17 protein-coding genes and 1 pseudogene are annotated in these 21,114 nt (G+C 62.0%); 17 read left to right on the top strand and 1 reads right to left on the bottom strand.

Annotation, left to right across the window (positions count from 1 at the left end):
• The 16 genes from cysK to ACLQ6X_RS17735 form a co-directional block, all read left to right on the top strand.
• A partial coding sequence (gene cysK, locus ACLQ6X_RS17810; RefSeq protein WP_411701484.1) for a cysteine synthase A occupies window positions 1-726 on the top strand: 726 nt, incomplete at its 5' end.
• A 14-nt stretch (window positions 727-740) separates the two neighbouring features.
• Window positions 741-1,286 carry a serine O-acetyltransferase EpsC gene (epsC, locus tag ACLQ6X_RS17805; protein WP_411701483.1) on the top strand — a complete coding sequence of 182 codons (546 nt, stop codon included), beginning with the start codon at window positions 741-743 and terminating at the stop codon, window positions 1,284-1,286.
• A gap of 285 nt (window positions 1,287-1,571) precedes the next feature.
• On the top strand, window positions 1,572-3,437 hold the full coding sequence (locus ACLQ6X_RS17800) for a polysaccharide biosynthesis protein (RefSeq protein WP_411701482.1): 1,866 nt from the start codon (window positions 1,572-1,574) through the stop codon (window positions 3,435-3,437).
• A gap of 14 nt (window positions 3,438-3,451) precedes the next feature.
• A complete protein-coding gene (locus tag ACLQ6X_RS17795; RefSeq protein WP_411701481.1) occupies window positions 3,452-4,579 on the top strand; it encodes a DegT/DnrJ/EryC1/StrS family aminotransferase in 1,128 nt (375 codons plus the stop codon).
• A 5-nt stretch (window positions 4,580-4,584) separates the two neighbouring features.
• Window positions 4,585-5,661 (top strand): lipid II:glycine glycyltransferase FemX, encoded by a 1,077-nt coding sequence (locus ACLQ6X_RS17790; RefSeq protein ID WP_411701480.1) that lies wholly within the window; start codon window positions 4,585-4,587, stop codon window positions 5,659-5,661.
• 41 nt (window positions 5,662-5,702) lie between these two features.
• The gene (locus ACLQ6X_RS17785; protein WP_411701479.1) at window positions 5,703-7,556 is read left to right on the top strand and encodes a sugar transferase; all 1,854 of its coding nucleotides are present in this window, start codon (window positions 5,703-5,705) and stop codon (window positions 7,554-7,556) included.
• Window positions 7,549-8,340 (top strand): GNAT family N-acetyltransferase, encoded by a 792-nt coding sequence (locus ACLQ6X_RS17780; RefSeq protein ID WP_411701478.1) that lies wholly within the window; start codon window positions 7,549-7,551, stop codon window positions 8,338-8,340. Before ACLQ6X_RS17785 ends, ACLQ6X_RS17780 begins: the two co-directional genes overlap by 8 nt.
• Window positions 8,337-9,275: a DegT/DnrJ/EryC1/StrS family aminotransferase gene (locus ACLQ6X_RS17775; protein WP_411701477.1), complete on the top strand. Its 939-nt coding sequence runs from the start codon at window positions 8,337-8,339 to the stop codon at window positions 9,273-9,275. The genes ACLQ6X_RS17780 and ACLQ6X_RS17775 overlap by 4 nt, the downstream gene beginning before the upstream one ends.
• Window positions 9,276-9,286: 11 nt before the next feature.
• Complete coding sequence (locus ACLQ6X_RS17770; protein ID WP_411701476.1) at window positions 9,287-10,336, top strand: polysaccharide biosynthesis protein; 1,050 nt, start codon at window positions 9,287-9,289, stop codon at window positions 10,334-10,336.
• The gene (locus ACLQ6X_RS17765) at window positions 10,333-11,433 is read left to right on the top strand and encodes an NAD-dependent epimerase/dehydratase family protein (RefSeq protein WP_411701475.1); all 1,101 of its coding nucleotides are present in this window, start codon (window positions 10,333-10,335) and stop codon (window positions 11,431-11,433) included. Before ACLQ6X_RS17770 ends, ACLQ6X_RS17765 begins: the two co-directional genes overlap by 4 nt.
• Window positions 11,430-12,575 (top strand): non-hydrolyzing UDP-N-acetylglucosamine 2-epimerase, encoded by a 1,146-nt coding sequence (gene wecB / locus ACLQ6X_RS17760; RefSeq protein WP_411701474.1) that lies wholly within the window; start codon window positions 11,430-11,432, stop codon window positions 12,573-12,575. The genes ACLQ6X_RS17765 and wecB overlap by 4 nt, the downstream gene beginning before the upstream one ends.
• A 46-nt stretch (window positions 12,576-12,621) precedes the next feature.
• Complete coding sequence (locus ACLQ6X_RS17755; RefSeq protein WP_411701473.1) at window positions 12,622-13,890, top strand: lipopolysaccharide biosynthesis protein; 1,269 nt, start codon at window positions 12,622-12,624, stop codon at window positions 13,888-13,890.
• A complete protein-coding gene (locus ACLQ6X_RS17750) occupies window positions 13,875-15,938 on the top strand; it encodes a glycosyltransferase (protein WP_411701472.1) in 2,064 nt (687 codons plus the stop codon). Before ACLQ6X_RS17755 ends, ACLQ6X_RS17750 begins: the two co-directional genes overlap by 16 nt.
• A gap of 80 nt (window positions 15,939-16,018) precedes the next feature.
• Window positions 16,019-16,522 carry a VanZ family protein gene (locus tag ACLQ6X_RS17745; protein ID WP_411701485.1) on the top strand — a complete coding sequence of 168 codons (504 nt, stop codon included), beginning with the start codon at window positions 16,019-16,021 and terminating at the stop codon, window positions 16,520-16,522.
• Window positions 16,523-16,557: 35 nt separating this feature from the next.
• A complete protein-coding gene (locus tag ACLQ6X_RS17740; protein WP_411701471.1) occupies window positions 16,558-18,417 on the top strand; it encodes a DUF4012 domain-containing protein in 1,860 nt (619 codons plus the stop codon).
• 11 nt (window positions 18,418-18,428) lie between these two features.
• Complete coding sequence (locus ACLQ6X_RS17735) at window positions 18,429-18,848, top strand: GNAT family acetyltransferase (RefSeq protein WP_411701470.1); 420 nt, start codon at window positions 18,429-18,431, stop codon at window positions 18,846-18,848.
• Window positions 18,849-18,858: 10 nt separating this feature from the next.
• Here ACLQ6X_RS17735 and ACLQ6X_RS17730 read toward each other — a convergent pair whose 3' ends face one another.
• The gene (locus ACLQ6X_RS17730; protein ID WP_411701469.1) at window positions 18,859-19,734 is read right to left on the bottom strand and encodes an EamA family transporter; all 876 of its coding nucleotides are present in this window, start codon (window positions 19,732-19,734) and stop codon (window positions 18,859-18,861) included.
• 145 nt (window positions 19,735-19,879) lie between these two features.
• Here ACLQ6X_RS17730 and ACLQ6X_RS17725 point away from each other — a divergent pair.
• Window positions 19,880-21,114, top strand: a pseudogene (locus tag ACLQ6X_RS17725) (nuclease); the annotation flags it as partial.

Below are 21,114 nucleotides of genomic sequence, written 5' to 3'. Positions count from 1 at the left end.
GGCACGAGCGGCAACACCGGCATCGCCCTCGCGATGGTCGGCGCGGCCCGCGGCTACAAGGTGATCCTCACCATGCCCGAGACGATGAGCAAGGAACGCCGAGTACTGCTGCGCGCGTACGGAGCCGAGCTGGTGCTGACCCCTGGCGCATCCGGAATGAAGGGTGCTGTCGAGAAGGCGGCCGAAATCGTGGCCACGACCCCCGGAGCGGTACTCGCCCGCCAGTTCGAGAACGAGGCCAACCCCGCCATCCACCGCGCGACCACCGGGCCCGAGATCTGGTCCGACACCGACGGCGCCGTCGACATCTTCGTTTCGGGCATCGGCACCGGCGGAACCATCACCGGCGCGGGCAACTTCCTCAAAGAACAGAAGCCCGGCCTGCAGGTAGTGGCGGTGGAACCTGCCGAGAGCCCCATCCTCAACGGAGGAGCGCCCGGCCCGCACAAGATCCAGGGCATCGGCGCGAACTTCGTTCCCGACGTTCTCGACCGCGAGGTCTACGACGAGGTCATCGACGTCAACATCACGCAGAGCGTCGAGATGGCCCGCCGTCTCGCGGCCGAAGAGGGAATCCTCGGCGGTATCTCGAGCGGTGCGACCGTCACGGCCGCCCTCGAACTCGCCGGCCGACCCGAGAACGCCGGCAAGACGATCGTCGTGATCGTCGCCAGCTACGGTGAGCGCTACCTCTCTACCGTGCTCTACGAAGACCTGGTCGACTAGACCGGTCGCTGAGCTTGTCGAAGCACTCCCGGCTCAGGGAGGACATCGCCACCGCCCGACATCGGGACCCGGCTGCCCGCAGCGGGCTCGAAGTGTGGCTGACCTATTCGGGACTCCACGCGATCTGGGGTTATCGCCTCGCCCATCGGTTGTGGATGTGGCGGTGGCACCTCCTAGCTCGCGTGGTGTCCCAGTTCACCCGTTTCCTCACGGGCGTCGAGATTCACCCGGGCGCAACGATCGGTCGCCGCTTCTTCATCGACCACGGCATGGGCGTCGTGATCGGCGAGACGGCCGAGATCGGCGACGACGTGATGATGTACCACGGTGTCACTCTCGGCGGTGTGACGTCGCTGCCCGGAAAGCGGCACCCGACCCTGGGCGACCACGTCGTCGTCGGTGCGGGATCGAGCATCCTGGGGCCGGTCGTGATCGGCGCCAACTCGGTTGTCGGCGCGCACTCGGTCGTGCTGACGGATGCGCCGGAAGGGTCGCTCATCACGGGTGCGCCAGCGCGGGTTCGCGCTCGAACGCCGCACACGCCGGACTTCTACATCTAATAGGGAACACCGTCACTTTGTAGTGTTTACTTTGCCGACGTAGACTGAGCACTTCCGAAATTTGATTCAAGATCAGTTTTAGCGCCACGGCCGCCCGCTCCAACGCAGCTGAGCTGGGTCGTATGTGACAATAAGGTGTTTGTTTCTCATGCGTATCGCTGAGAGACGGACAAAAGGCAACGTAGGGGAAGCAATGGCGACACCACATTTGGGCAGAAGCGCTCAAACGATAGCCCTACCCCCAACTCATCAGGCCATCGGCGCTGATTCGACTTGGCGGTCCAGATGACTATTGCCTCCTTTGCGAAGAACCAACTCGACAAGATCCGTGCGAGAGGCCCCGTTAGTAGGTTCGGCACTCAATACCTGATCGACGCGGTTGCTTGGATCTTCGCCCTCATCTTCGCGGTCCTGCTGCGCTACGACTTCGATACCTCCCAGGTCTCGTGGCGATGGCTCGCCGCCATCGCTGTCGTCACTATCCTGATTCAGGCAGGGGCAGGCTGGGCGGTCTACCTTTACCGCGGCCGGCACCCGTACGGCAGCTTTGCCGAGGTGCGTTCGCTGCTCTATACCGTTTTCATCGGCGCGGTACTCGTTGGTGTTCCTGTCGCCCTCTTTGGCACGCTCATTCAGGTTCCGCGTAGCGCCTTCCTCCTTGCGGGGCCGATTGCGTTCGTGCTCATGGGAGGCATCCGCTATGTCAAGCGCCTCATCGTGGAGAGTCTGATCGAGCATGACGAAGAGGCCGAACCGGCACTCGTGTACGGAGCTGGCTACCTGGGATCCACGATCGTTCGGCGCATGTTGACCGACCGGAACTCCCTATTTCTGCCGGTGGGCATCATCGATGACAGCCCAGCACGTCGTAATAGCTGGTTCGACGGCGTACGCGTGCTCGGCACGGGCAACGACATCGAGGCCGTCGCGGCCACTACCGAGGCGAAGGTGCTCGTAGTGGCGATCGCAAAAGCTGACGCCGGTTTTCTACGCGAGATCAATGACCGTGCTACTGCAGCGGGTCTCAAGGTGAAGGTGCTTCCTCCGCTCGAAGAGATCCTCGAGGGCAAGTCGCGATTGCGCGACCTGCGCGACATCTCAATCGAAGACTTGATTGGGCGCCACCCCGTCGATACGAAGATCGAGTCGATCGCCGGCTATCTCAAGGGCAAGCGCGTACTCGTAACCGGCGCTGGTGGATCGATCGGCTCCGAACTGTCCAGACAGATCTACAAATTCGCGCCGTCTGAACTGATCATGCTCGACCACGACGAGACCGGGCTGCAAAGCACGCAGATTTCAATCTTTGGCCATGGTCTGCTCGATACCCCTGACGTCGTACTCGCAAGCATTCGCGACGCGGATTCCGTGATGGACATTTTCCAAAAGCGCCGTCCCGAAGTGGTGTTCCACGCGGCTGCGCTGAAGCACCTCCCCATGCTCGAGCAGTTTCCCGACGAGGCCTGGAAGACGAACGTTCTGGGTACGCTCAACGTGCTCGAAGCGGCCCAGTCCGTCGGCGTCACGACTTTCGTAAACATCTCCACTGATAAGGCAGCGAACCCAACCAGCATTCTCGGTCATTCGAAGCGCGTCGCAGAAAAGCTGACGGCTTGGGCAGCGCAGAAGTCGGGCCAACGCTATCTCTCGGTTCGTTTCGGAAACGTCATCGGAAGCCGCGGCTCGATGTTGCCTACGTTCACTGCTCTTATCGAGGCAGGAGGCCCGCTGACCATCACGCATCCTGACGTGACGCGCTTCTTTATGACAATTCCGGAAGCCTGCCAGCTCGTGGTTCAGGCCGGCGGCATCGGCCGCCCGGCCGAGGTCCTCATCCTCGATATGGGTGAACCGGTTCGCATCCTCGACGTAGCACAGCGCATGATCGATATGTCCGGTCAGGACGTCGCGATCGTCTACACGGGTCTTCGCCCAGGTGAAAAACTTCATGAGGAACTCGTCGGCGCGAATGAAACTGACGAGCGCCCCGTGCACCCCAAGATCTCCCACACCGCTGTTTCGCCGATTGCTCCGGAGAACCTTGACAAGGACCGCTGGACCGAACGCTGCAAGCAGGCCTACATCACACCGACGCCTGAGGGCGGTCCGGAAGCCGTTCGGTCGGCCAATCACGAAAGCTCCCTTCGATGAATGATCGCATCTACATGTCTTCCCCTGACGTCGGCGATCTGGAAGAACAGTACGTCGTCGCGGCAATGCGCTCGGGCTGGATTGCGCCGCTCGGCCCTGATGTCGACGCTTTTGAAAAGGAGATGGCCGAGCGGCTCGGCGTCGCGCAAGCAGTGGCCTTGAGTTCCGGTACCGCCGCCCTGCACCTCGGCCTTCTGGGGCTCGGCGTTAAGCCCGGGGACACCGTGGTCACGTCGACGATGACGTTCGCAGCCACGGCGAATGCGATCGTCTACACCGGCGCGCAGCCATTTTTTGTCGACTCGGAGCCCGACTCCGGCAACATGAACCCGTCGCTTCTGCGCAGAGCGATCGCCGAAGTGGCGGCGTCGGGCAGGCGCGTCGGTGCGATCGTTCCGGTCGACCTCCTCGGTAAGGCCGTGAACTACACGGAAATCCTCGCGATCGCCGAGGAACACGGCATCCCCGTCCTCTCCGATGCCGCCGAGTCGCTCGGCGCGACGCACCGTGGTCGAGCCGCAGGTTCCTTCGGCAAGGCCTCGGTCATCTCGTTCAACGGCAACAAGATCATGACGACGTCGGGCGGCGGCATGCTGCTCACAGACGACGTCGAACTGGCCGCGCGCACGAGGTACCTCGCCACCCAGGCGCGGCAGCCGGCGGTGCACTACGAGCACACCGAGGTCGGCTATAACTACCGCATGAGCAACTTGCTCGCTGCATTGGGCCGCGCGCAGCTCACCCGCCTCGACTCGATGATCACACGGCGTCGCGCGATGCGCGAGCGTTACCGCGAGCTCTTCGCAGCCGTTGACGGCGTTACCATCTTCGGCGGCACGAACGACGACGAAGACAACTTCTGGCTGACGTCGATCCTCGTCGACTCCGCCGTTACCGGGTGGACCACTGACGAGCTGAGCGCCGCGTTGCTCGAACAGAACATCGAGAGCCGGCCACTGTGGAAGCCTATGCATATGCAGCCGGTATTCGCGGGTGCTCCCCGGATCGTCGACGGCACGTCCGAGCACCTGTTCGAATCCGGCCTGACCATGCCCAGCGGGTCGGCCCTGGACGGCATCGAGATCGCCCGCGTGCTCGACACGCTGAACGCTTTCCTCGGCCAGCGCGCCGTCGTGGTCTAGCCGACATGCAGAGCGAGTTCACTGTATGGGACGCCAGCAAGCCCGTCGACCGAGACGCCTGGATCGCGGCGTGGTCGGCGACTGACAAGCGTGAGGTGTACAACCACCCTGACTACGTGGCCTTGTTCGCGGGAGGCGAGGACGCAGCGGTCTGCGCCTATCTCGCATCGGACGACGGCACGGTGCTCTACCCGTTCATCAGGCGCACTCTCGCCGCGCAGCTCGACGACACTCTGGCCGGAGTAAGCGACCTCATAACGCCCTACGGTTACGGCGGACCGCAGGCGTGGGTCACAGGCGCGGCCACCGAGCTCGCCGCGCAATTCTGGGCGTCCTTCGGTGAATGGGCGACCAGCCAGAACGTCGTCACCGAGTTCATCCGGTTCGGCCTGTTCGCCGACACGTTCCTGCCGTACCCCGGCGATGTCGTGACGCGCTCGACGAATATCATCATCTCGCTAGAGGGCACCGACGACCAGATCTGGATGGGCTTCGAGCAAAAGGTGCGCAAGAACGTCAAGAAGGCCCTGCGCAACGAGATCTCAGTGACGGTCGACGAGAGCGGCGAATTCCTCGACGACTTCCTCCGTATATACGCAGGCACTCTCGACCGCCGCGACGCCGATTCGGGATATTTCTTTCCCCGATCATTCTTCGAGACGATCATCGAACGACTGCCCGGGCAGTTCGCCTTCTTCCACGCCCGACTCGGCGGCACGATCATTTCGACCGAACTGGTACTCGTGTCCGACGAGTCCATCTACTCGTTCCTCGGCGGAACCGACAGCGCGGCTTTCGAGTTCCGGCCGAACGACCTGCTCAAGTTCGAGGTAGTCACGTGGGGGCGCTCGCAGGGTAAAAAGCACTTTGTACTCGGTGGCGGTCCGACTCCCGGAGATGGCATCGAGCGCTACAAACGCTCCTTCGCGCCGAACGGTGCAGTAGATTTCAAGTCAGGGCAACGCATACTTCAGCCGGCGTTGAACGCGCAACTGGTCGCCGCGAGGCGTGCGGAGTTCGAAGCCGCCGATCGCGAGTGGCCGGATGAATCACGCTACTTCCCCGAATATCGCTTGGTCTAGTGATCTCTTCCTCTCAGCCAGAACATCAAACGGAAGGACTCGTGCGTCCCTTGCGCATCCTCCTGCTTACCCAGTGGTTCGATCCCGAGCCGACCTTCAAAGGTCTGTTGTTCGCCAAGGAACTCATGCGTCAGGGTCACGAGGTGGAGGTCCTCACTGGCTTTCCCAACTATCCCGGCGGGAAGATATACGACGGGTACAAAATCCGTCTGTTCCAGCGTGAGACCGTCGAGGGTGTGAGCGTGCTGCGTGTGCCGCTCTATCCCAGTCACGACGGGTCGAGCATCAAGCGCGTCCTCAACTACGGGAGTTTCGCGGTATCCGCCAGTTTCGGTGTGCTCGCCGGAAAGCGCCCCGACGTCGCGTACGTCTATCACCCGCCAGCCACCGTCGGTCTCCCTGCCTTCGTTGCGAAGTGGTTGCGCGGTGTGCCGTTCGTCTACGACGTCCAAGATCTCTGGCCCGACACTCTCGGTGTGACCGGCATGCTCAACCGCCCGAAGATCCTCGGCGCGGTCGGCAAGGCAATGGCCGGCATCTATGGCTCGGCCGCGCGGGTCGCAGTTCTGTCCCCGGGGTTCAAGAAGCTGCTGATCGAGCGTGGCGTCCCCGAACGCCGCATCGACGTGATCCCGAACTGGGCCGACGAGAAGCAGATCGACGTGCGGGTACCTACCGATGCCCGGGCCGCCGAACTCGGGTTCGGCAAAACATTCACGGTGACGTTCGCGGGCAACATGGGTACCGTGCAGGCGCTCGACACCGTGCTCGACGCGGCAGCCCTGCTGCGCGACCAGCCCGAGATCCGCATCGTGCTCGTGGGCGGCGGGCTTGACGTCGACCGCCTCAAGCAGCGCGCCGAGACGATGGGCCTCGACAACGTCGCCTTCCTGGCGCGTCGACCAATCGTCGAGATAGGCGAGATCCTCACCCTGTCCGACGTCCTGCTCGTGCACCTGCGTAAAGACCCGCTGTTCGAGATCACCATTCCGTCGAAGACTCAGGCCTATTTGATGGCCGGACGGCCGATCTTGATGGGCGTCGGGGGCGACGCCGCCCGCATGGTCGCGAACGCGGGAGCAGGACTCGCTTTCGAGTCGGAGAATCCCGAAGCGCTTGCCGCCGCTATCCGGCGCCTGCACGCCCTCAGCCCGGAGGAGCGCCGCAGCATGGGCGAGTCCGGAAGCCGGTACTACCGCAAAAAACTGGCGCTTAAAGTTGGTGCCGCGCGATTCGCCGAATCCCTCGAACAGGCGAGCCTGCTCAAGCCGCGATTCCTCGCGGTCAAGCGTGCGACCGACGTCGCCGCCTCCCTCGCGGGCCTAGTCGCTTTCAGCATTCCGATGGGTGTCGTCGCGGTGGCCGTGCGCGCCAAGCTCGGTGGACCCGTCATATTCAAGCAAGCCCGTCCCGGAAAGGACGGGGAGCTGTTCTCGATGTACAAGTTCCGCACTATGACTGACGAGCGCGACGCGTCCGGCGATCTTCTCCCCGACGGTATCCGGCTCACACGCTTCGGTTCGCTCCTGCGGCTCTCGAGCCTCGACGAGCTGCCCGGTCTACTCAATGTGCTGCGCGGCGACATGTCGCTCGTCGGACCGAGACCCTTGCTCATGCGGTACACCGAGCACTTCACCGAAGAAGAGATGCTGCGTCTCGCGGTCAAGCCTGGCATCACCGGCTGGGCGCAGGTCAACGGGCGCAACACCGCGTCCTGGGACACACGGCTGGCGATGGACGTCTGGTACGTGCGTAACCTGTCTCTCCGGCTCGAACTACGGATCCTCGGACTCACCGTGCTGCGTGTGCTCAAGAGCAGCGGCATCGAGGTCGATCCCGAATCGAAGATGCTCAACCTCGACGATGAGCGTCGGGCGGCGAGGCAGAGTGGTTGATTACGTCTTTGGTCCGGTGCGTGCCGACGACACCAAGCAAATCGTCGACCTAGTGCGTAGTTCGTTCGACGAGTCCCGTGCCCCGTTCCTCGCCTACGCGCAGCCGGGCATGGCGGCGCACCTAGCCGTCGCGGTCACCCATCCCGCTGCCACACCCGATCGGGTGCTCGTCTCCGCGCGGGCCGTGGGCGACGACCGTCTGCTCGGCTTCGCTGACTTCCGCGTTCTCGGCGACGGCGTGGGCTTCTTGTCGTACGTTGCTGTCGACGAATCCGCGCGAGGCGAGGGCATCGCAACCGCTCTCATCAGCGAGTTCCTCGCCGCCCGACCCCACATCGTGACAATGAAGCTCGACGTCTTCCGCGACAACGAACCGGCCCGCCGCCTCTACGCCCGGCTCGGGTACGAGCACGAATCGACGAGCGCCTGGGCGACCCGCCCCGTCCCGTCCGGCGGGTCCGAGCCACAGGTCGCCGGGCTTCCGAACGCTCTCGCGGCCTACAGCGCCTACGGTTTCTGCGAACTCGCGGTCGCGACCGCCAGCACGAGCGCTACCGTCGGTCTGCTCGGACCGAGCATCCTTAACGCCCGCTCTCTCACGGCATTCCTTGACGACGACCTCCTGGCGGGCGTCGCGACGATGTTCCCCGATCTCAGCACGGTCTTCGTTTCCGTGCCAGAGGCCGCTCTCACCGAAATCACCGTTCACTACCGTCTCGAAGGGTTGAGCGACCGAATGTCGCTCGCCGTGCCGGGGCGCACTCCGCGAGGATCCGCATCATGACAACCATCACTAAGACCGCGGTCGACCCCCAGACGGAACTCCAACCCGCGCTGTTTTACGCATCGGCGCGTGAGGGCATGAAGGACTTCTTGGAGGCCGTCCTCGATGACCCTGAGGAGGGCGTACTGCTTCCGGCCTTTATCGGATGGTCGGCCAACGAGGGCAGTGGTGTATTCGACCCCGTGCTCAATGTCCAGGCGCGTGCCGGCTTCTACGGGCTGAACGGCGACCTGTCCGTCGACGTTGAAAAGCTGATCGAGATGCTCGAGACTCAGAAATTCCGCGTTCTCGTCGTCATCCACTACTTCGGCCGCACGGATCCCCGCATCGCCGAATTGCGCGAGCTCGCCGACCGGCACGAGATGCTACTGGTCGAAGACCTCGCTCACGGGTTCTACTCGTCGCGCGGAGAGGGCGGTGCCGGTTCTTTTGGCGACATGAACCTGTTCTCGCTGCACAAGATGTTCCCGGTCAGCGAGGGCGGCATGATCACCTACACCCGGGCCGATCTCGTTACGACCCAGCAATCGACCCGACCCGCTCTCGCCGGCACAATCTTGTCGTACAACTGGGCGTCTATTGCGAGCGCGCGTCGTCGCAACTTCGAATCGATTGCCGAATTGCTGCGGTCTCTCCCCGAGCACGGCACCGAGTTCACGCTGTTGTGGCCCGAACTCGGGGACGGCGACGTTCCGCAGACTCTTCCTGTGCGCATCACCGGCGACAACCGGGATGCCATCTATCGTGGGATGAACGAGGCGGGGTTTGGGATGGTCAGCCTGTACCACACGCTCATCGAGCCGGTCCGTAGCGGCTTCGAACTCGAGAACGACTTGTCCAAGCACATCATCAACTTCCCCGTGCACCAAGATGTTGCGGCAGGCGCCTTGGGTGCCTTGGTCGCCTCATTCCAGACGTGCCTCCACATCAAGTGAAAGAGAACACAATGAGCGACTATGCAGGCAAGCGAATCCTGGTCACCGGTGGAACAGGTTCCTTCGGCCACACGGTTACCAAGAAACTCCTTGAACGCGACGTTGCCGAGATTCGCGTACTCAGCCGCGACGAGGCTAAGCAAGACCAGATGCGTCACGACATCGACGACCCGCGCGTGCGGTTCTATGTGGGCGACGTGCGGGACTATCTCAGCGTCGAGCGTGCGACGCGCGACGTCGACTACGTCTTCCACGCTGCGGCGCTCAAGCAGGTACCGTCCTGCGAATTCTTCCCGATGGAAGCCGTGAAGACCAACGTCATCGGTAGTGAGAACGTGGTTCGCGCTGCGGAGGCATCCGGTGTCTCTTCCCTCGTCTGCCTGAGCACCGACAAGGCCGTCTACCCGGTCAATGCCATGGGCATGAGCAAGGCCATGATGGAGAAGGTGGCGCAGTCCCACGGGCTGAACAACCCCAACGCCGAGACCACTGTGTCGTGCGTGCGCTACGGGAATGTCATGTACTCGCGAGGGTCGGTCATCCCGCTGTTCCTTCGTCAGCTCAAAGCGGGCAAGAACCTCACGGTGACTAACCCCGAGATGACCCGCTTCATGATGTCGCTCGATAACTCGGTGAGCCTGGTCGAGTTCGCGTTTCAGAACGCGCTGCAGGGCGATTTGTTCATTCGTAAGGCCGAGTCGTGCTCGATCGGCGATCTAGCGCAGGCGGTCATCAACCTCTTCCAACCGTCCGCATCGGTCGAGGTAATCGGCACTCGTCACGCTGAAAAGTTGTCCGAGGCTTTGGCCAGTCGTGAAGAACTCGCGCGCGCGCAGGACATGGGCGAGTACTTCCGAATCTCGGCCGACAACCGTGACCTGAACTACAGCGTGTACTTCGAAAAGGGCGATGTCACCCAAACGCAATTCGAGGACTACGACTCGCACACGGTAGACCGCATGAGCGTGTCCGACATTGAAGGTCTACTTTTGACCCTGCCTGAGATCCGGCGGGAGCTCTCGGCGGCCGGACGCCCGGTCGAGAAGTCCACCGCCGCATGACTCGCTTCGCGGTGACGGGATCGAACGGGTTCCTCGGCTGGCACCTCCGTGCCGCGCTCCAAGAGTCGGGTGTCACGGTCGAACGAATAGCGATCGGTGACAACTTTGATTTGGCGGCTGCCACCGCCGCAGTTAGTGGCGCACCCCGAGTAATTCACATCGCCGGAATCAATCGCGCCCCCGACGACGAGGTGAGCACGGGCAACGTGCTTTTCGCCACGCAGCTCGCCAGCGCTATCCGCGCCGCAGAGGTGGCGCCGTCGGTAGTCTCATACGCAAACTCGACCCAGTCGGGCAACGGAACGGTTTACGGTGAGGCGAAGGCTGAAGCTGGCCGCATCCTCGAGGCCGCCGCGATTGAAGTCGGCGCTCGCTTCGACAACGTGCTGCTGCCTAACTTGTTCGGCGAGCACGGACGCCCGTTCTATAACGCTGTCACTGCCACTTTCAGCCATCTCGTGGCGCAGGGCGAGTCGCCCACGGTAGAGAACGACAAGTGGCTCACGCTACTCCACGTTCAAAACGCGGCCGATCTGTTGAGCGGAGCGCGGTCGCTATTCGACCAGCCAACGCTCGAGCGCGAGATTGTCGTGTCCGAATTACTGTCCAAACTGCAGGGGATCGGTGCGCTCTACCGAGCCGGCGAGATTCCTGACGTCGCGACGCCGTTCGACCGCGATTTGTTCAATACCTATCGCTCCTTCACCTTCCCCGAGCAGGCGCCAGTCAAATTGACGCGCCATGCGGATACCCGTGGCTCGTTTTTCGAGATTATCCGCACCCACGGTGGGCCCGGACAGTCGTCGTTCTCGACCACCGAGCCGGGCGTTAGCCGGGGCGACCATTTCCACCGACGCAAAATCGAAAGATTCACGGTGCTGTCTGGCTCAGCGACTATCGCGCTGCGCAAACTCTTCACCGCCGAGGTCATTGAGTTCGAGGTGACCGGCGACGCACCGGTAGCTGTGGACATGCCCACGATGTGGTCGCACAAAATCACGAACACCGGCTCCGAGACGCTTTACACGTCGTTCTGGACCAACGACATCTTCGACCCCGAATCCCCCGACACTATTGCAGAGGCAGTACAAGCATGAGCGAACGCCTGAAAGTTCTGACCGTCGTCGGAACGCGCCCTGAGATAATACGCCTCGCAGCGACGATCAAGCGTCTCGACAAGTACACCGACCACGTTCTAGTGCACACCGGACAGAACTATGACTACGAGCTCAATGAGGTCTTCTTTGAAGACCTCGGACTGCGCAAACCCGACCACTTTCTCGAAGCCGACACCAGCTCGCTAGGTGCCGTTCTCGGCTCGATCTTGCTCAAGGTGGAGCAGGTACTAAACCTCGAGAAGCCCGACGCTATGGTAGTTCTTGGCGACACGAACAGCTGCATTTCGGCCCTCATGGCCAAGCGCATGAAGGTGCCCGTGTTCCACATGGAGGCTGGCAATCGCTCGTTCGACGACAACGTACCCGAGGAAACCAACCGCCGCCTCGTCGACCACGTCAGCGATTACAACCTCGTTTATACCGAGCACGCACGTCGCAACCTCCTTGGCGAAGGCATCCACCCGTCGCGTATCCTCCTTACCGGCTCCCCCATGCTCGAGGTGCTCAACGGCAACAAGGACGCGATCGATTCGAGTAACGTCCTTGCGAAGCAGGAGCTTTCGAAGGGCGGGTACTTCCTCGTTAGCCTGCATCGCGAAGAGAACGTCGACAATCCCGAGCGACTGAACTCGGTGCTGCGCGCCTTGCAGGACTTGAGCGCGAAATATGAACTGCCCGTTCTTGTCTCGACGCACCCGCGCACACGTGCGCGTCTCGAGAGCCAGGCCGGCGAAGTGAAGGAGAACCTGATTTTCCACGCGCCATTCGGGTTCAACGACTACGTAAACCTCCAGATCAATGCTCGTCTCGTACTGTCCGACAGCGGCACGATTAGCGAAGAGTCGTCGACGTTAGGCTTCCCTGCAGTATCGCTGCGTGACGCCATTGAGCGTCCAGAAGCGATCGACACCGGGGTCACCATCACCACGGGCGTGGAATCGAAAGCGATTCTCGACGGCGTCGACATCATGTTGCGCCAATTTGACGAAGACGGACCCGCAGCGATCCCCGCGGACTATCAGATTCCTGACACTTCCCGACGAGTCGTCAACTTCATTCGCTCCACCGCCGCAACGCACCACGCCCGCTCGAGCATTCGGAAAATTCCGGTGCCCGAATGACGGAGTCGAATATGGCTCGGTCGAATCCCGCGTGCAGAATCTCGCTGTGATTCAGGCACTCACCGCACGACTGCCAATCGCTGCGCGCGCTCTCACGCTCGTGCTCAACGCTGCTCTCGCGGTGGTTATTGGTCGGTTGTTCGGAGCGACCGAATCTGGCGAGTTTTTTCTCGCGTTTGCCATAGTGAATTTGGGCGGGATGCTGGGGCGCCTGGGTTCGGAGAATCTCGCCATTAAGCTACTGCCGGCGCTTTTTTCTACCGGAAAGTTCGACGACTTCTGGGCAGAATTGCGTTGGCTACGCCGTGTGTGTCTTTGGGGCTCGATCACGATCGCAACTCTACTTCTGGGGGTGGGGCTCGGGTGGATCGCATTTGGCCCTTCGGGCAATATCGGAATCCATCTGGCAATTCTCTCGATTTCAGTCCCATTTACCTGCCTCGCGATCTTGCACTCGTCGGCTCTGCGATCAGCGGAGCGCATTTCGATGGGCGCGTTCGCGGAGACAGGTCTCAGCCAGGGAGTGACAATCTTGGCGCTCGTTGGGATCTCGATTTTTGCTGCCGTCCCGTCTGCGGCTATCTCCGTTTACTACACCTGTGCGTCGATCCTCACTGCAGTCGTATCTGTTGTTTGGACCCACCGGTCGGTCCCCAAACCCACAACTGAAATACGACCAGTCACAAAAACCGGTGCTGAGGTGCGGTCGATGTTGCAGATGATGGGCTCATCGATGCTCTTTTTTCTGTTGTCGACGGGACCGCTGTACGCGCTTGGAATCGCAGGGTCAGTTCGCGAGGTGGGTCTCTACAACGCAGCGGCCCGGTCAAGCACGGTGATTTCCCTGATTCCCGCTCTGCAGACGACCTATCTTGTGCCCAGAGTCGCGCGTGCACTCGCCTCGGGCGACCTCGTGAATGCGAACTCGCAATTGCGCCGCGCAACGCGCATTGGTAGCGCACTGGGAATCACGCTCGCTCTCATCATGATCGCGTTTTCAGGTCCGATAACTCAAGTGTTCGGAGACGACTTCGAAGGATCACGTCCTACGCTGTTGGTTCTAGTAATCGGTCAGTCATTGATACTCCTGATTGGGAATGTGAACCCCATCATGTCGATCGCGGGTCTCGAACGGAGTTCTCTGGTTCTAGCTTTCGTGACAGTCGTTTTTGCGATCCCTCTTATGCTTATCGCTGCGGCGCTCGGGGGGGCGGTGGCGGTGGCGGGGGTCTTTATCGTTGCCACCATCTGCTACTCGCTCTCAAGCGCTCTTTTGCTTAGTTCACGATTGGGTGTCAGGTGTTTCATCAGTTGAAAGCCAATGATGGGCGTGGTCTCGCCTCACTAAGTGGCGTGTCCAATTTTGAAGCGCTGATATGGCGAGTCGGACTGGGATTGTCGTTCGCCGTGACTGTAGTTCGGTTGGCGTTGCCAGAGAGCGCCATCCCCGACGCGTTCTGGTCCGCCGGGCAATTCGTCCCGCTTCTCGCGAGTGGTGCTTCAGCTTTGCTCCTCGCGAAGACGGTCAGGTTCGGGTTGGTCGGATGGGCGCTCACCTCGGCGGCCGTGTTAGCTCTGTTGTCGTCATTCTGGAGTGTTGCTCCGGGTGTGAGCGCTCAGCAGGGCGCCGTGCTCCTCGGCGTGTTCGCTTTCCTGATTGCAACGAGTAGTTCTAGGTGGCTGGACCGAAGCGCGCTCCGGGGTGACTTCCGATTCATTTTCTACGTCATGTCGATCTGCATGATCTTGGGCGGGATCATCTGGTTGGTAGCACCGGCCGGCGTTATGGGGTATTTCGGCCGATATCAGGGCATTTTTCCGAATCCGAACTACGCCGCGTTGTTGGCTTCGGTCGGCCTGCCTATCGGTGTTTGGATAGTGCTCAGTGATCGGCGGAGGGCGCAACGAGCAGCAGCCGCGATTGGAATTCTCGCGCTAACCATAACTTTGTACTACACAGGTTCGAGAGGTGCTGCGGCCGGAGCAATTCTCGGAGTGGTGGTCTCGCTACTCGTGTCGAGATACAGGAAAATCGCTCTCTGGACAATCGCCGCTGCCTTTGCTGGGGTCGCCGCATTCGTGGCTATTTTCCCCGAAAAGTTCTTCGGGCGTGGAGGCTACCTAGATCGATCAGACCAGGGCTCAGATATAAGTTCAGGCCGGTTCGAAATCTGGGCTGAACTGCTGCGAATTTGGGAACAAAGACCGGTTCTGGGTACGGGATATCGCACCATTGAGCTCCTTCCGAGCTCAGATGGATTCACGGCACACAACATTTACCTTTCTATTCTGGTCGAGCTCGGAGCGATCGGGCTGCTCATCTTCCTTGGGGTCTTTGCTGTGCTGCTTGTCGGGGGAGTTCGCGCGTCTACGGCGACCGATCGGATTTTGGTTGGCGCGGTTGTAGCGATCCTGGTTGGCGAGTTGCTGGAGGCTTCGTTGTTTGGATTCGGGGGTCCCACCGCGGTGATTAGCTGGGTTGTAATCGTCGCTTTTGCTTCGTTCAGCGCTGCAGCGTTCGAGGGTCGTTTGGGTTCACCGAATCCGCTCGCTCGACCATGGGGGCGGAGGACTCGCGAGGCTATCTCTGCGCGGGATGCTCTCAGTCATCCGGAAGCACCCACACCAAACGTGAGCGTATGCATGGCGACCTACAACGGCTCCGCATACGTCAAAGCGCAAGTGGACTCGATTCTCTCGCAACTAGACCACGATGACGAACTAGTCATCGTCGACGACGCGTCTACTGACGACACTGTGCAAGTGCTTCGGCGAATTCTTGACCCTCGAATCAGGCTCATTGTGCTCGATGAAAACGTAAGGCACGTGCGCGCGTTCGAAAGAGCGTTATCGGAGGCGCGAGGCGACTACCTCTTCCTTTCCGACCAAGACGATATCTGGGTGGAAGGTCGACTGAGCCACATGCTCGCTGAACTCCAATCGTCGCGCGTCGTGGCTTCGAACTGGCGCCTTATCGGAGGGAATGCGCACACCTCGCCAAAATTCGTCGACGAAGAGGCGTCATCTCGTTCGAAGTTTTCGAACCTATTACTGATCTACCGGGGACGACTCCCCTATTTCGGTTGCGCAATGGGCATTCGGCGCGACGCCCTGTCCCTAGTGCTTCCATTCCCTCGGGCCACCGAGGCGCACGATTTGTGGATAGCAATTGCGGGCAACGTCGACGGCGGGATCTCGCACTTGGGCGGTGTAACAGTGGAGCGCCGAATACACGGAAATAATTTGACACCATTGAGTCGAAGGTCGTGGCGCCGTATCTTGAAATCGCGGGTGGGTATGATGCTTCTCACGCTGACTGCGTATAAGAGGGACGCGCTTCGCACCCTCAGGCGGGCGCCTTAAGAGACTAAATGTGGCTCGTGCGGGCATGGCCGCAATTGGCCTGCTAGGTGAACGATGAGATCGGGAAAGTTGAGTTGGACATGGCATCCAGATTTCGTCGACGACTTGTACTTTTCGCTTTGTTCATTTACACGATTTTCGTGCTCACTATTACCATCTCGCCTCAGATGCCGGGGACAGGGTTAGTCTCGCGGGCTGTCGACTGGTTACTTTACGAGCTTCACTCACGCGGCTTGTTAACGAGCGTGGGTTTTCTGCATATTGAGTTCGTCGGCAACATCATTATGTTCGTGCCGCTCGGAATCTTCGCCGCGCTCCTCCTGCCAAGAAAGGCATGGTGGCTCCTGCTGATTTTGGGAACTGCGTTCTCTGTCGGGATCGAGTTGTTTCAGAGCCAATTTCTTCCGGGCCGTTTTCCCGAAATCCGTGATGTGATTTCGAACACCACGGGATTCCTACTCGGAGCGGCCTTCTCAGTGACACTGCGTCTGATGGTTTCGTACCGCGATTCCCTCGTCGAGAAGGATCGCAAGAATGCTGAGGCGGCCGCACTCCGTGGAAGTGTGGCCGTTCAGCGACGTTGAGCGTTTTAACTGCATGAGCATGCTTTACTAATCGGATGTCCGCCACCGAAGAGCTCCGCGCCCCGGCGCATCGTCCTCCCCGAAAGCGGCTGGTACGCCGTTGGTGGTTCTGGCTGGTCGTAGTGGTGATTCTTGTTCTGGTAGCAGGCGGACTTTTCGCCTGGCAACTGGCTTCGCGCGTATTTGCGGCCCAAGATGAACTTGTTAGTGCTCAGGCGCTCGCCTCCGATCTCAAGACTCAGGCGGCGGCCCTCGACATGGATGGCGCCGTAGCGACCCTCGACAAGGTGAAGAAGCACACTGCTGCGGCTGCGGCAATCACAGAAGAGCCAATTTGGTCCTTCGGTGAGGGCATCCCGACATTGGGCAAGAACCTCACCGTCGTGCGGGAACTTGCCGGAGTTACAAACGACCTCATGACCGACGTTGCCTCCCCGTTGGTCGAGGCGGTATCTGCGGTTGACCCGGCCGCTCTAGCGCCCAAGGACGGGGCGATCGACCTTGAGCCGCTCAAGGGAGCGGCGGGCGCAGTTGCCGAAGCCGACGCGAGCTTTAAAGAAACATCAGCGACGCTCGCGGCAATCGACACGAAAGACACGGTCGATCAGGTCTCGAGCGCAAAGACCACGCTCACCGGCCTGCTCGAGAGCGTTGGGCCTCTCCTGCAAACCGCGAACACAATCGCCCCGGTTATCACGCCGACTCTCGGCTCGGACGGACCGCGCAAGTACGTGGTCATGTTCCAAAACCCCGCGGAATCGCGTGCGCTCGGTGGCACCGCGCTCTCGTTCGCGGTGATCAGCATTGACCAAGGTCGAATTGCGTTCGACGAGTCGATTCCAGCTGGCTTCAAGAACTTCACCACAAGTGTGCCCGTCCTGCCGCAGCCGGACGGTGTAGCAGAACTCTTCAACGGTGAGCTCGGCAACTTCATTGCCAACAATACTGCGCGCCCGAGTTTCACCACTGCCGCACTGGTTACCCAGGAAATGTGGAAACGGGACCAAGGTTATGCGGTAGATGGCATCATCTCTATTGACCCGGTTGCGCTCAGCTACGTCCTGCGCGCGACGGGCCCGATTCCGCTCTCGACCGGCGATGTTCTAACGAGTGACAATCTTGTCAAGTTCCTTCTTAACGATGTGTACCAGCGGTTCAACACGAGCAACACCGTAAAAGACAACCGCAATCAGGATGTCGTCTACGACGAGGCAGTTGGAGCCACATTCAAAGCTCTAACCAGCGGATCCCTTGACCCAGGCGCTTTGATCGGCGCCATTACCCAAAGTTTCACCGAGCGCCGAATGGCCTACTGGAGTGCGCACGAAGACGAGCAAGCTCGTCTTGTCTCGGTTGGCAGTCTCAATGCCGAGATACCTATCAGTGACGCCACAACCGAGCGCATGGGTGTGTACTTCGCGGATAACGTCGGCTCGAAGATGAACTTCTACTTGAATCAAACCATCGACATCGCACAAGCCACGTGTCGCGCCGATGGCCTGGAAAGCTACCGGGTAGCCACCAAGCTCACAAACACGCTTGATCCGACTGGCTTGAACAAGGTTTCTCGCTCCATCTTGGGCCAGTGGGAGCCCATGCAGCTCAAGAAGGGCCAGCAGCGCATGATCGTTCTGCTGTACGCGCCCCCAGGAAGCATCATCAATAACATCACGGTTAACGGAGGACCGCCCGCGTACACGGGTCACCATGACGGCGACTACCAGGTCGGACGTGTCGTCGTGACCGTCGATCCGGGCACGACTTCGACGATTAGCTACGACGTGATCGCCGGCACGCCAGGTGTCCGCACGCTCGAAGTCCAGTCGACGCCGATGGTGAACCCGACGCCGATCACGACGGTGCCGCTCGACTGCGCCACGGTGCCCGCTAAGTAGAGAATCGTAGGATGCAGCTGCGTCCGTTTTCGCCCGCCGACGAGTCATCCGTCATTCAGCTCTGGAGCGACTGCGGGCTCACGCGTCGGTGGAACGACCCCGTCAAAGACATCGCCCGCAAGCTGACGGTGCAGCCGGAGCTGTTCCTTGTCGGCGAGATCGACGGCGCGATCGTGGCGAGCGGCATGTTCGGGTTCGACGGGCTGCGGGGCTGGGTGCACTACCTGGCGGTCGCCCCCGGGCGGCAGGGCGAGGCGCTCGGACGTCAGCTAATGCGCGAGGGTGAACGGCTGCTCACGGCGATGGGCTGCCCGAAGATCAACCTGCAGGTGCGCACCGGCAACGAGCGCGTGATCGGCTTCTACCGGGCGCTCGGCTACGAAGCGGACGACACGGTGTCTCTGGGCAAGCGGCTCATCCCCGACGACTGAGCGAGCCGGCCTACGCCAGCGCCAGCATCGCGCCGGCTGCGACGGCGAGCACGAGGCCGACGATCTGCACGGGGGCGATGCGCTCTTTGAGTACGACGGCGGCGAGGATGATCGTTCCGGCCGGGTAGAGCGCGGTGAGAACGGCCATGACCGAGAGCTCGCCGAGGCGCAGGCCGATGAGCAGGCCGGTGTTGGCGACGGCGTCGACGATGCCGCAGAGGATGGCGAGGCGGAGGCCGGGGAGCCAGGCGGCTGCGGGGGTCTCGATACGGTCGCTTTGCGACCTACTCGACCGGCGCAGCGCCAGCAGCCCCACGACGGCAAAGAGGAGGGCCGCGCCCACGGCCCGGTTCACGACGAGGGGCACGAGCCCCGAGTCATCCGGGGTCTGATCGATGATCACCAGGAACAGACCGATGGCGGCCCCCGAACCGACGGCCATCAGCACGCCGCGCAGGCTGGGGCGAACAGCGCCCTTCTCGGGCACGAAGCCGACGAGCACCACGGCCACGAGCGCGAGGCCGAGGGCCAGATAGTCGATCGGCTGCAGGCGCTCGCCGCCGACGAGCCCGATCGTGAGGGGCACGATCGCCGACACCACGGCGGTGAGCGGCGAGAGGATGCTCATCGGCCCGATCGCGAGACAGGCGTAGAGCAGGCCGATCGCGACGGCACCGGTGACGCCGCTCAGGGCGCCGAGCAGCACGGCCTCGGTCGACCACGCGCCGCCGACGAAGGGGAGGGTGATCAGCAATGCGACGAGGCCGGCCGCGGCGGCGACGGCGGTGACGCGCACGGGGCTGATGCGGCGCGACGCGGTTCCGCCGAGAAAGTCGGCGGCGCCGTAGATGAGCGCGCTCGAGATGCCGATGATGACCGAGAGCATGTGTTCACGGTATCGGGTGAACCCCAGTTGACCGGCGGGTAACGTTCCGGCGCAAAACCTCGACAGTGTCACTGGCAATGCATAGGCTACGAACCGACCCCCATAGGGGGCACAGCCGACGAGTTTTGCTTGGAGACCCGCTGAAATGACGACGACGCCATCCGCCCCGATCCACTCCCTGGCGAGGCGCGCAGCCGCCCTCGCCACCGCCGGGGCGCTCACCTTCGGGCTCACCGCCGTGGTCGCGTCGCCGGCCGCCGCGGCACCGCCCACCGCGACCATCGCCGACGTGCAGGGTGATGGCGCGGCCACCCCCGTCGCCGGCAGCGTCGTCACCGTCGAGGGAGTGATCACGGGCGACTACCGCGCGGCGACCACCAGCGGCTACCGCGGCTTCTACCTGCAGACTGCGGGCAGCGGTGGGGCTTCGGATGCCACGCCCGGCCGCTCCGACGCCGTCTTCGTCTTCTCGGCGAACGCCAACCCCGCCGTCGCGCTCGGCGACCTCGTGACCGTGACGGGCACGGCGAGCGAGTTCAACGGACAGACCCAGATCAGCGCCACCGCCGACGCCAACTACGAGGTCGTCACCCAGGCCGCCGGTCTCCCGGCCCCAACGGTGCTTCCCAACAGCGTCGTCGGCGCTGCGCGTGAGGCCTACGAGGGCATGCTCGTCACGCCCGAGAGCGCCGTCCTCAGCTCGAGCCACCAGCTCTTCAACTTCGGCACGCTCTGGCTGAACGTGGGCGACCTGGCCGTGAAGGCCACCGAGACCACCGATGCCGGTGCCGCGGCGGGCGCCATCGCCGCCGCCAACCGCGCCAACCGGCTGCTCGTCGACGACGGCTACAGCATCCAGGTCTCCAACGCCGCGCACGTCGGCGGGCAGCCCTACTTCGACGCCGCCACCGTCGTGCGCAACGGCGACCGCTTCGTTGCTCCCGCCGCCGGCATGATCCTCGGCTGGGGCTTCGACGACTGGCGCCTGCAGCCGCAGCGCCCGCTCACCGACGCCTCGCCCGCCGAGACCGCGGCGCTCGAGCCCACCTGGCAGTCGCTCAACCCGCGCACCGCGGCTCCCGCCGAGGTCGGCGGCGACGTGAAGGCAGCCGCCTTCAACGTCTTCAACTACTTCACGACCTTCGGCGGTGACGCCCGCGGTGCCTCGAACGAGGCCGAGTTCCGGGTGCAGCAGTCGAAGATCGTCTCGGCGATCAACGCGCTCGACGCCGATGTTGTCGCTCTCATGGAGATCGAGAACTCGGTCAAGCTCGGGGAGCCTGCCGATGAGGCGCTCGGCAACCTGGTCGACGCCCTCAACGCTGGAGCGGGTTCGACGGTCTGGGCGTACGTGCCCACCCCCGCCTCGCTGCTGAATGC

Origin of the sequence: Conyzicola sp., assembly GCF_046714715.1 — a bacterium.
Taxonomy (GTDB): Bacteria; Actinomycetota; Actinomycetes; order Actinomycetales; family Microbacteriaceae; genus Conyzicola.
Note: the sequence above shows the minus strand (reverse complement) of the source record. Positions and strands in the feature narration are given on the sequence as shown.

What these genes read in the sequence shown, in the direction of transcription:
- ACLQ6X_RS17765 (WP_411701475.1), top strand. Translation starts at nt 10,333, where the DNA reads ATGACTCGCTTCGCGGTGACGGGATCGAACGGGTTCCTCGGCTGGCAC.
- ACLQ6X_RS17735 (WP_411701470.1), top strand. Translation starts at nt 18,429, where the DNA reads ATGCAGCTGCGTCCGTTTTCGCCCGCCGACGAGTCATCCGTCATTCAG.
- ACLQ6X_RS17795 (WP_411701481.1), top strand. Translation starts at nt 3,452, where the DNA reads ATGTCTTCCCCTGACGTCGGCGATCTGGAAGAACAGTACGTCGTCGCG.
- ACLQ6X_RS17800 (WP_411701482.1), top strand. Translation starts at nt 1,572, where the DNA reads ATGACTATTGCCTCCTTTGCGAAGAACCAACTCGACAAGATCCGTGCG.
- ACLQ6X_RS17730 (WP_411701469.1), bottom strand. Translation starts at nt 19,734, where the DNA reads ATGCTCTCGGTCATCATCGGCATCTCGAGCGCGCTCATCTACGGCGCC.
- ACLQ6X_RS17745 (WP_411701485.1), top strand. Translation starts at nt 16,019, where the DNA reads ATGGCATCCAGATTTCGTCGACGACTTGTACTTTTCGCTTTGTTCATT.
- ACLQ6X_RS17740 (WP_411701471.1), top strand. Translation starts at nt 16,558, where the DNA reads ATGTCCGCCACCGAAGAGCTCCGCGCCCCGGCGCATCGTCCTCCCCGA.
- ACLQ6X_RS17770 (WP_411701476.1), top strand. Translation starts at nt 9,287, where the DNA reads ATGAGCGACTATGCAGGCAAGCGAATCCTGGTCACCGGTGGAACAGGT.
- ACLQ6X_RS17790 (WP_411701480.1), top strand. Translation starts at nt 4,585, where the DNA reads ATGCAGAGCGAGTTCACTGTATGGGACGCCAGCAAGCCCGTCGACCGA.
- ACLQ6X_RS17775 (WP_411701477.1), top strand. Translation starts at nt 8,337, where the DNA reads ATGACAACCATCACTAAGACCGCGGTCGACCCCCAGACGGAACTCCAA.
- wecB (WP_411701474.1), top strand. Translation starts at nt 11,430, where the DNA reads ATGAGCGAACGCCTGAAAGTTCTGACCGTCGTCGGAACGCGCCCTGAG.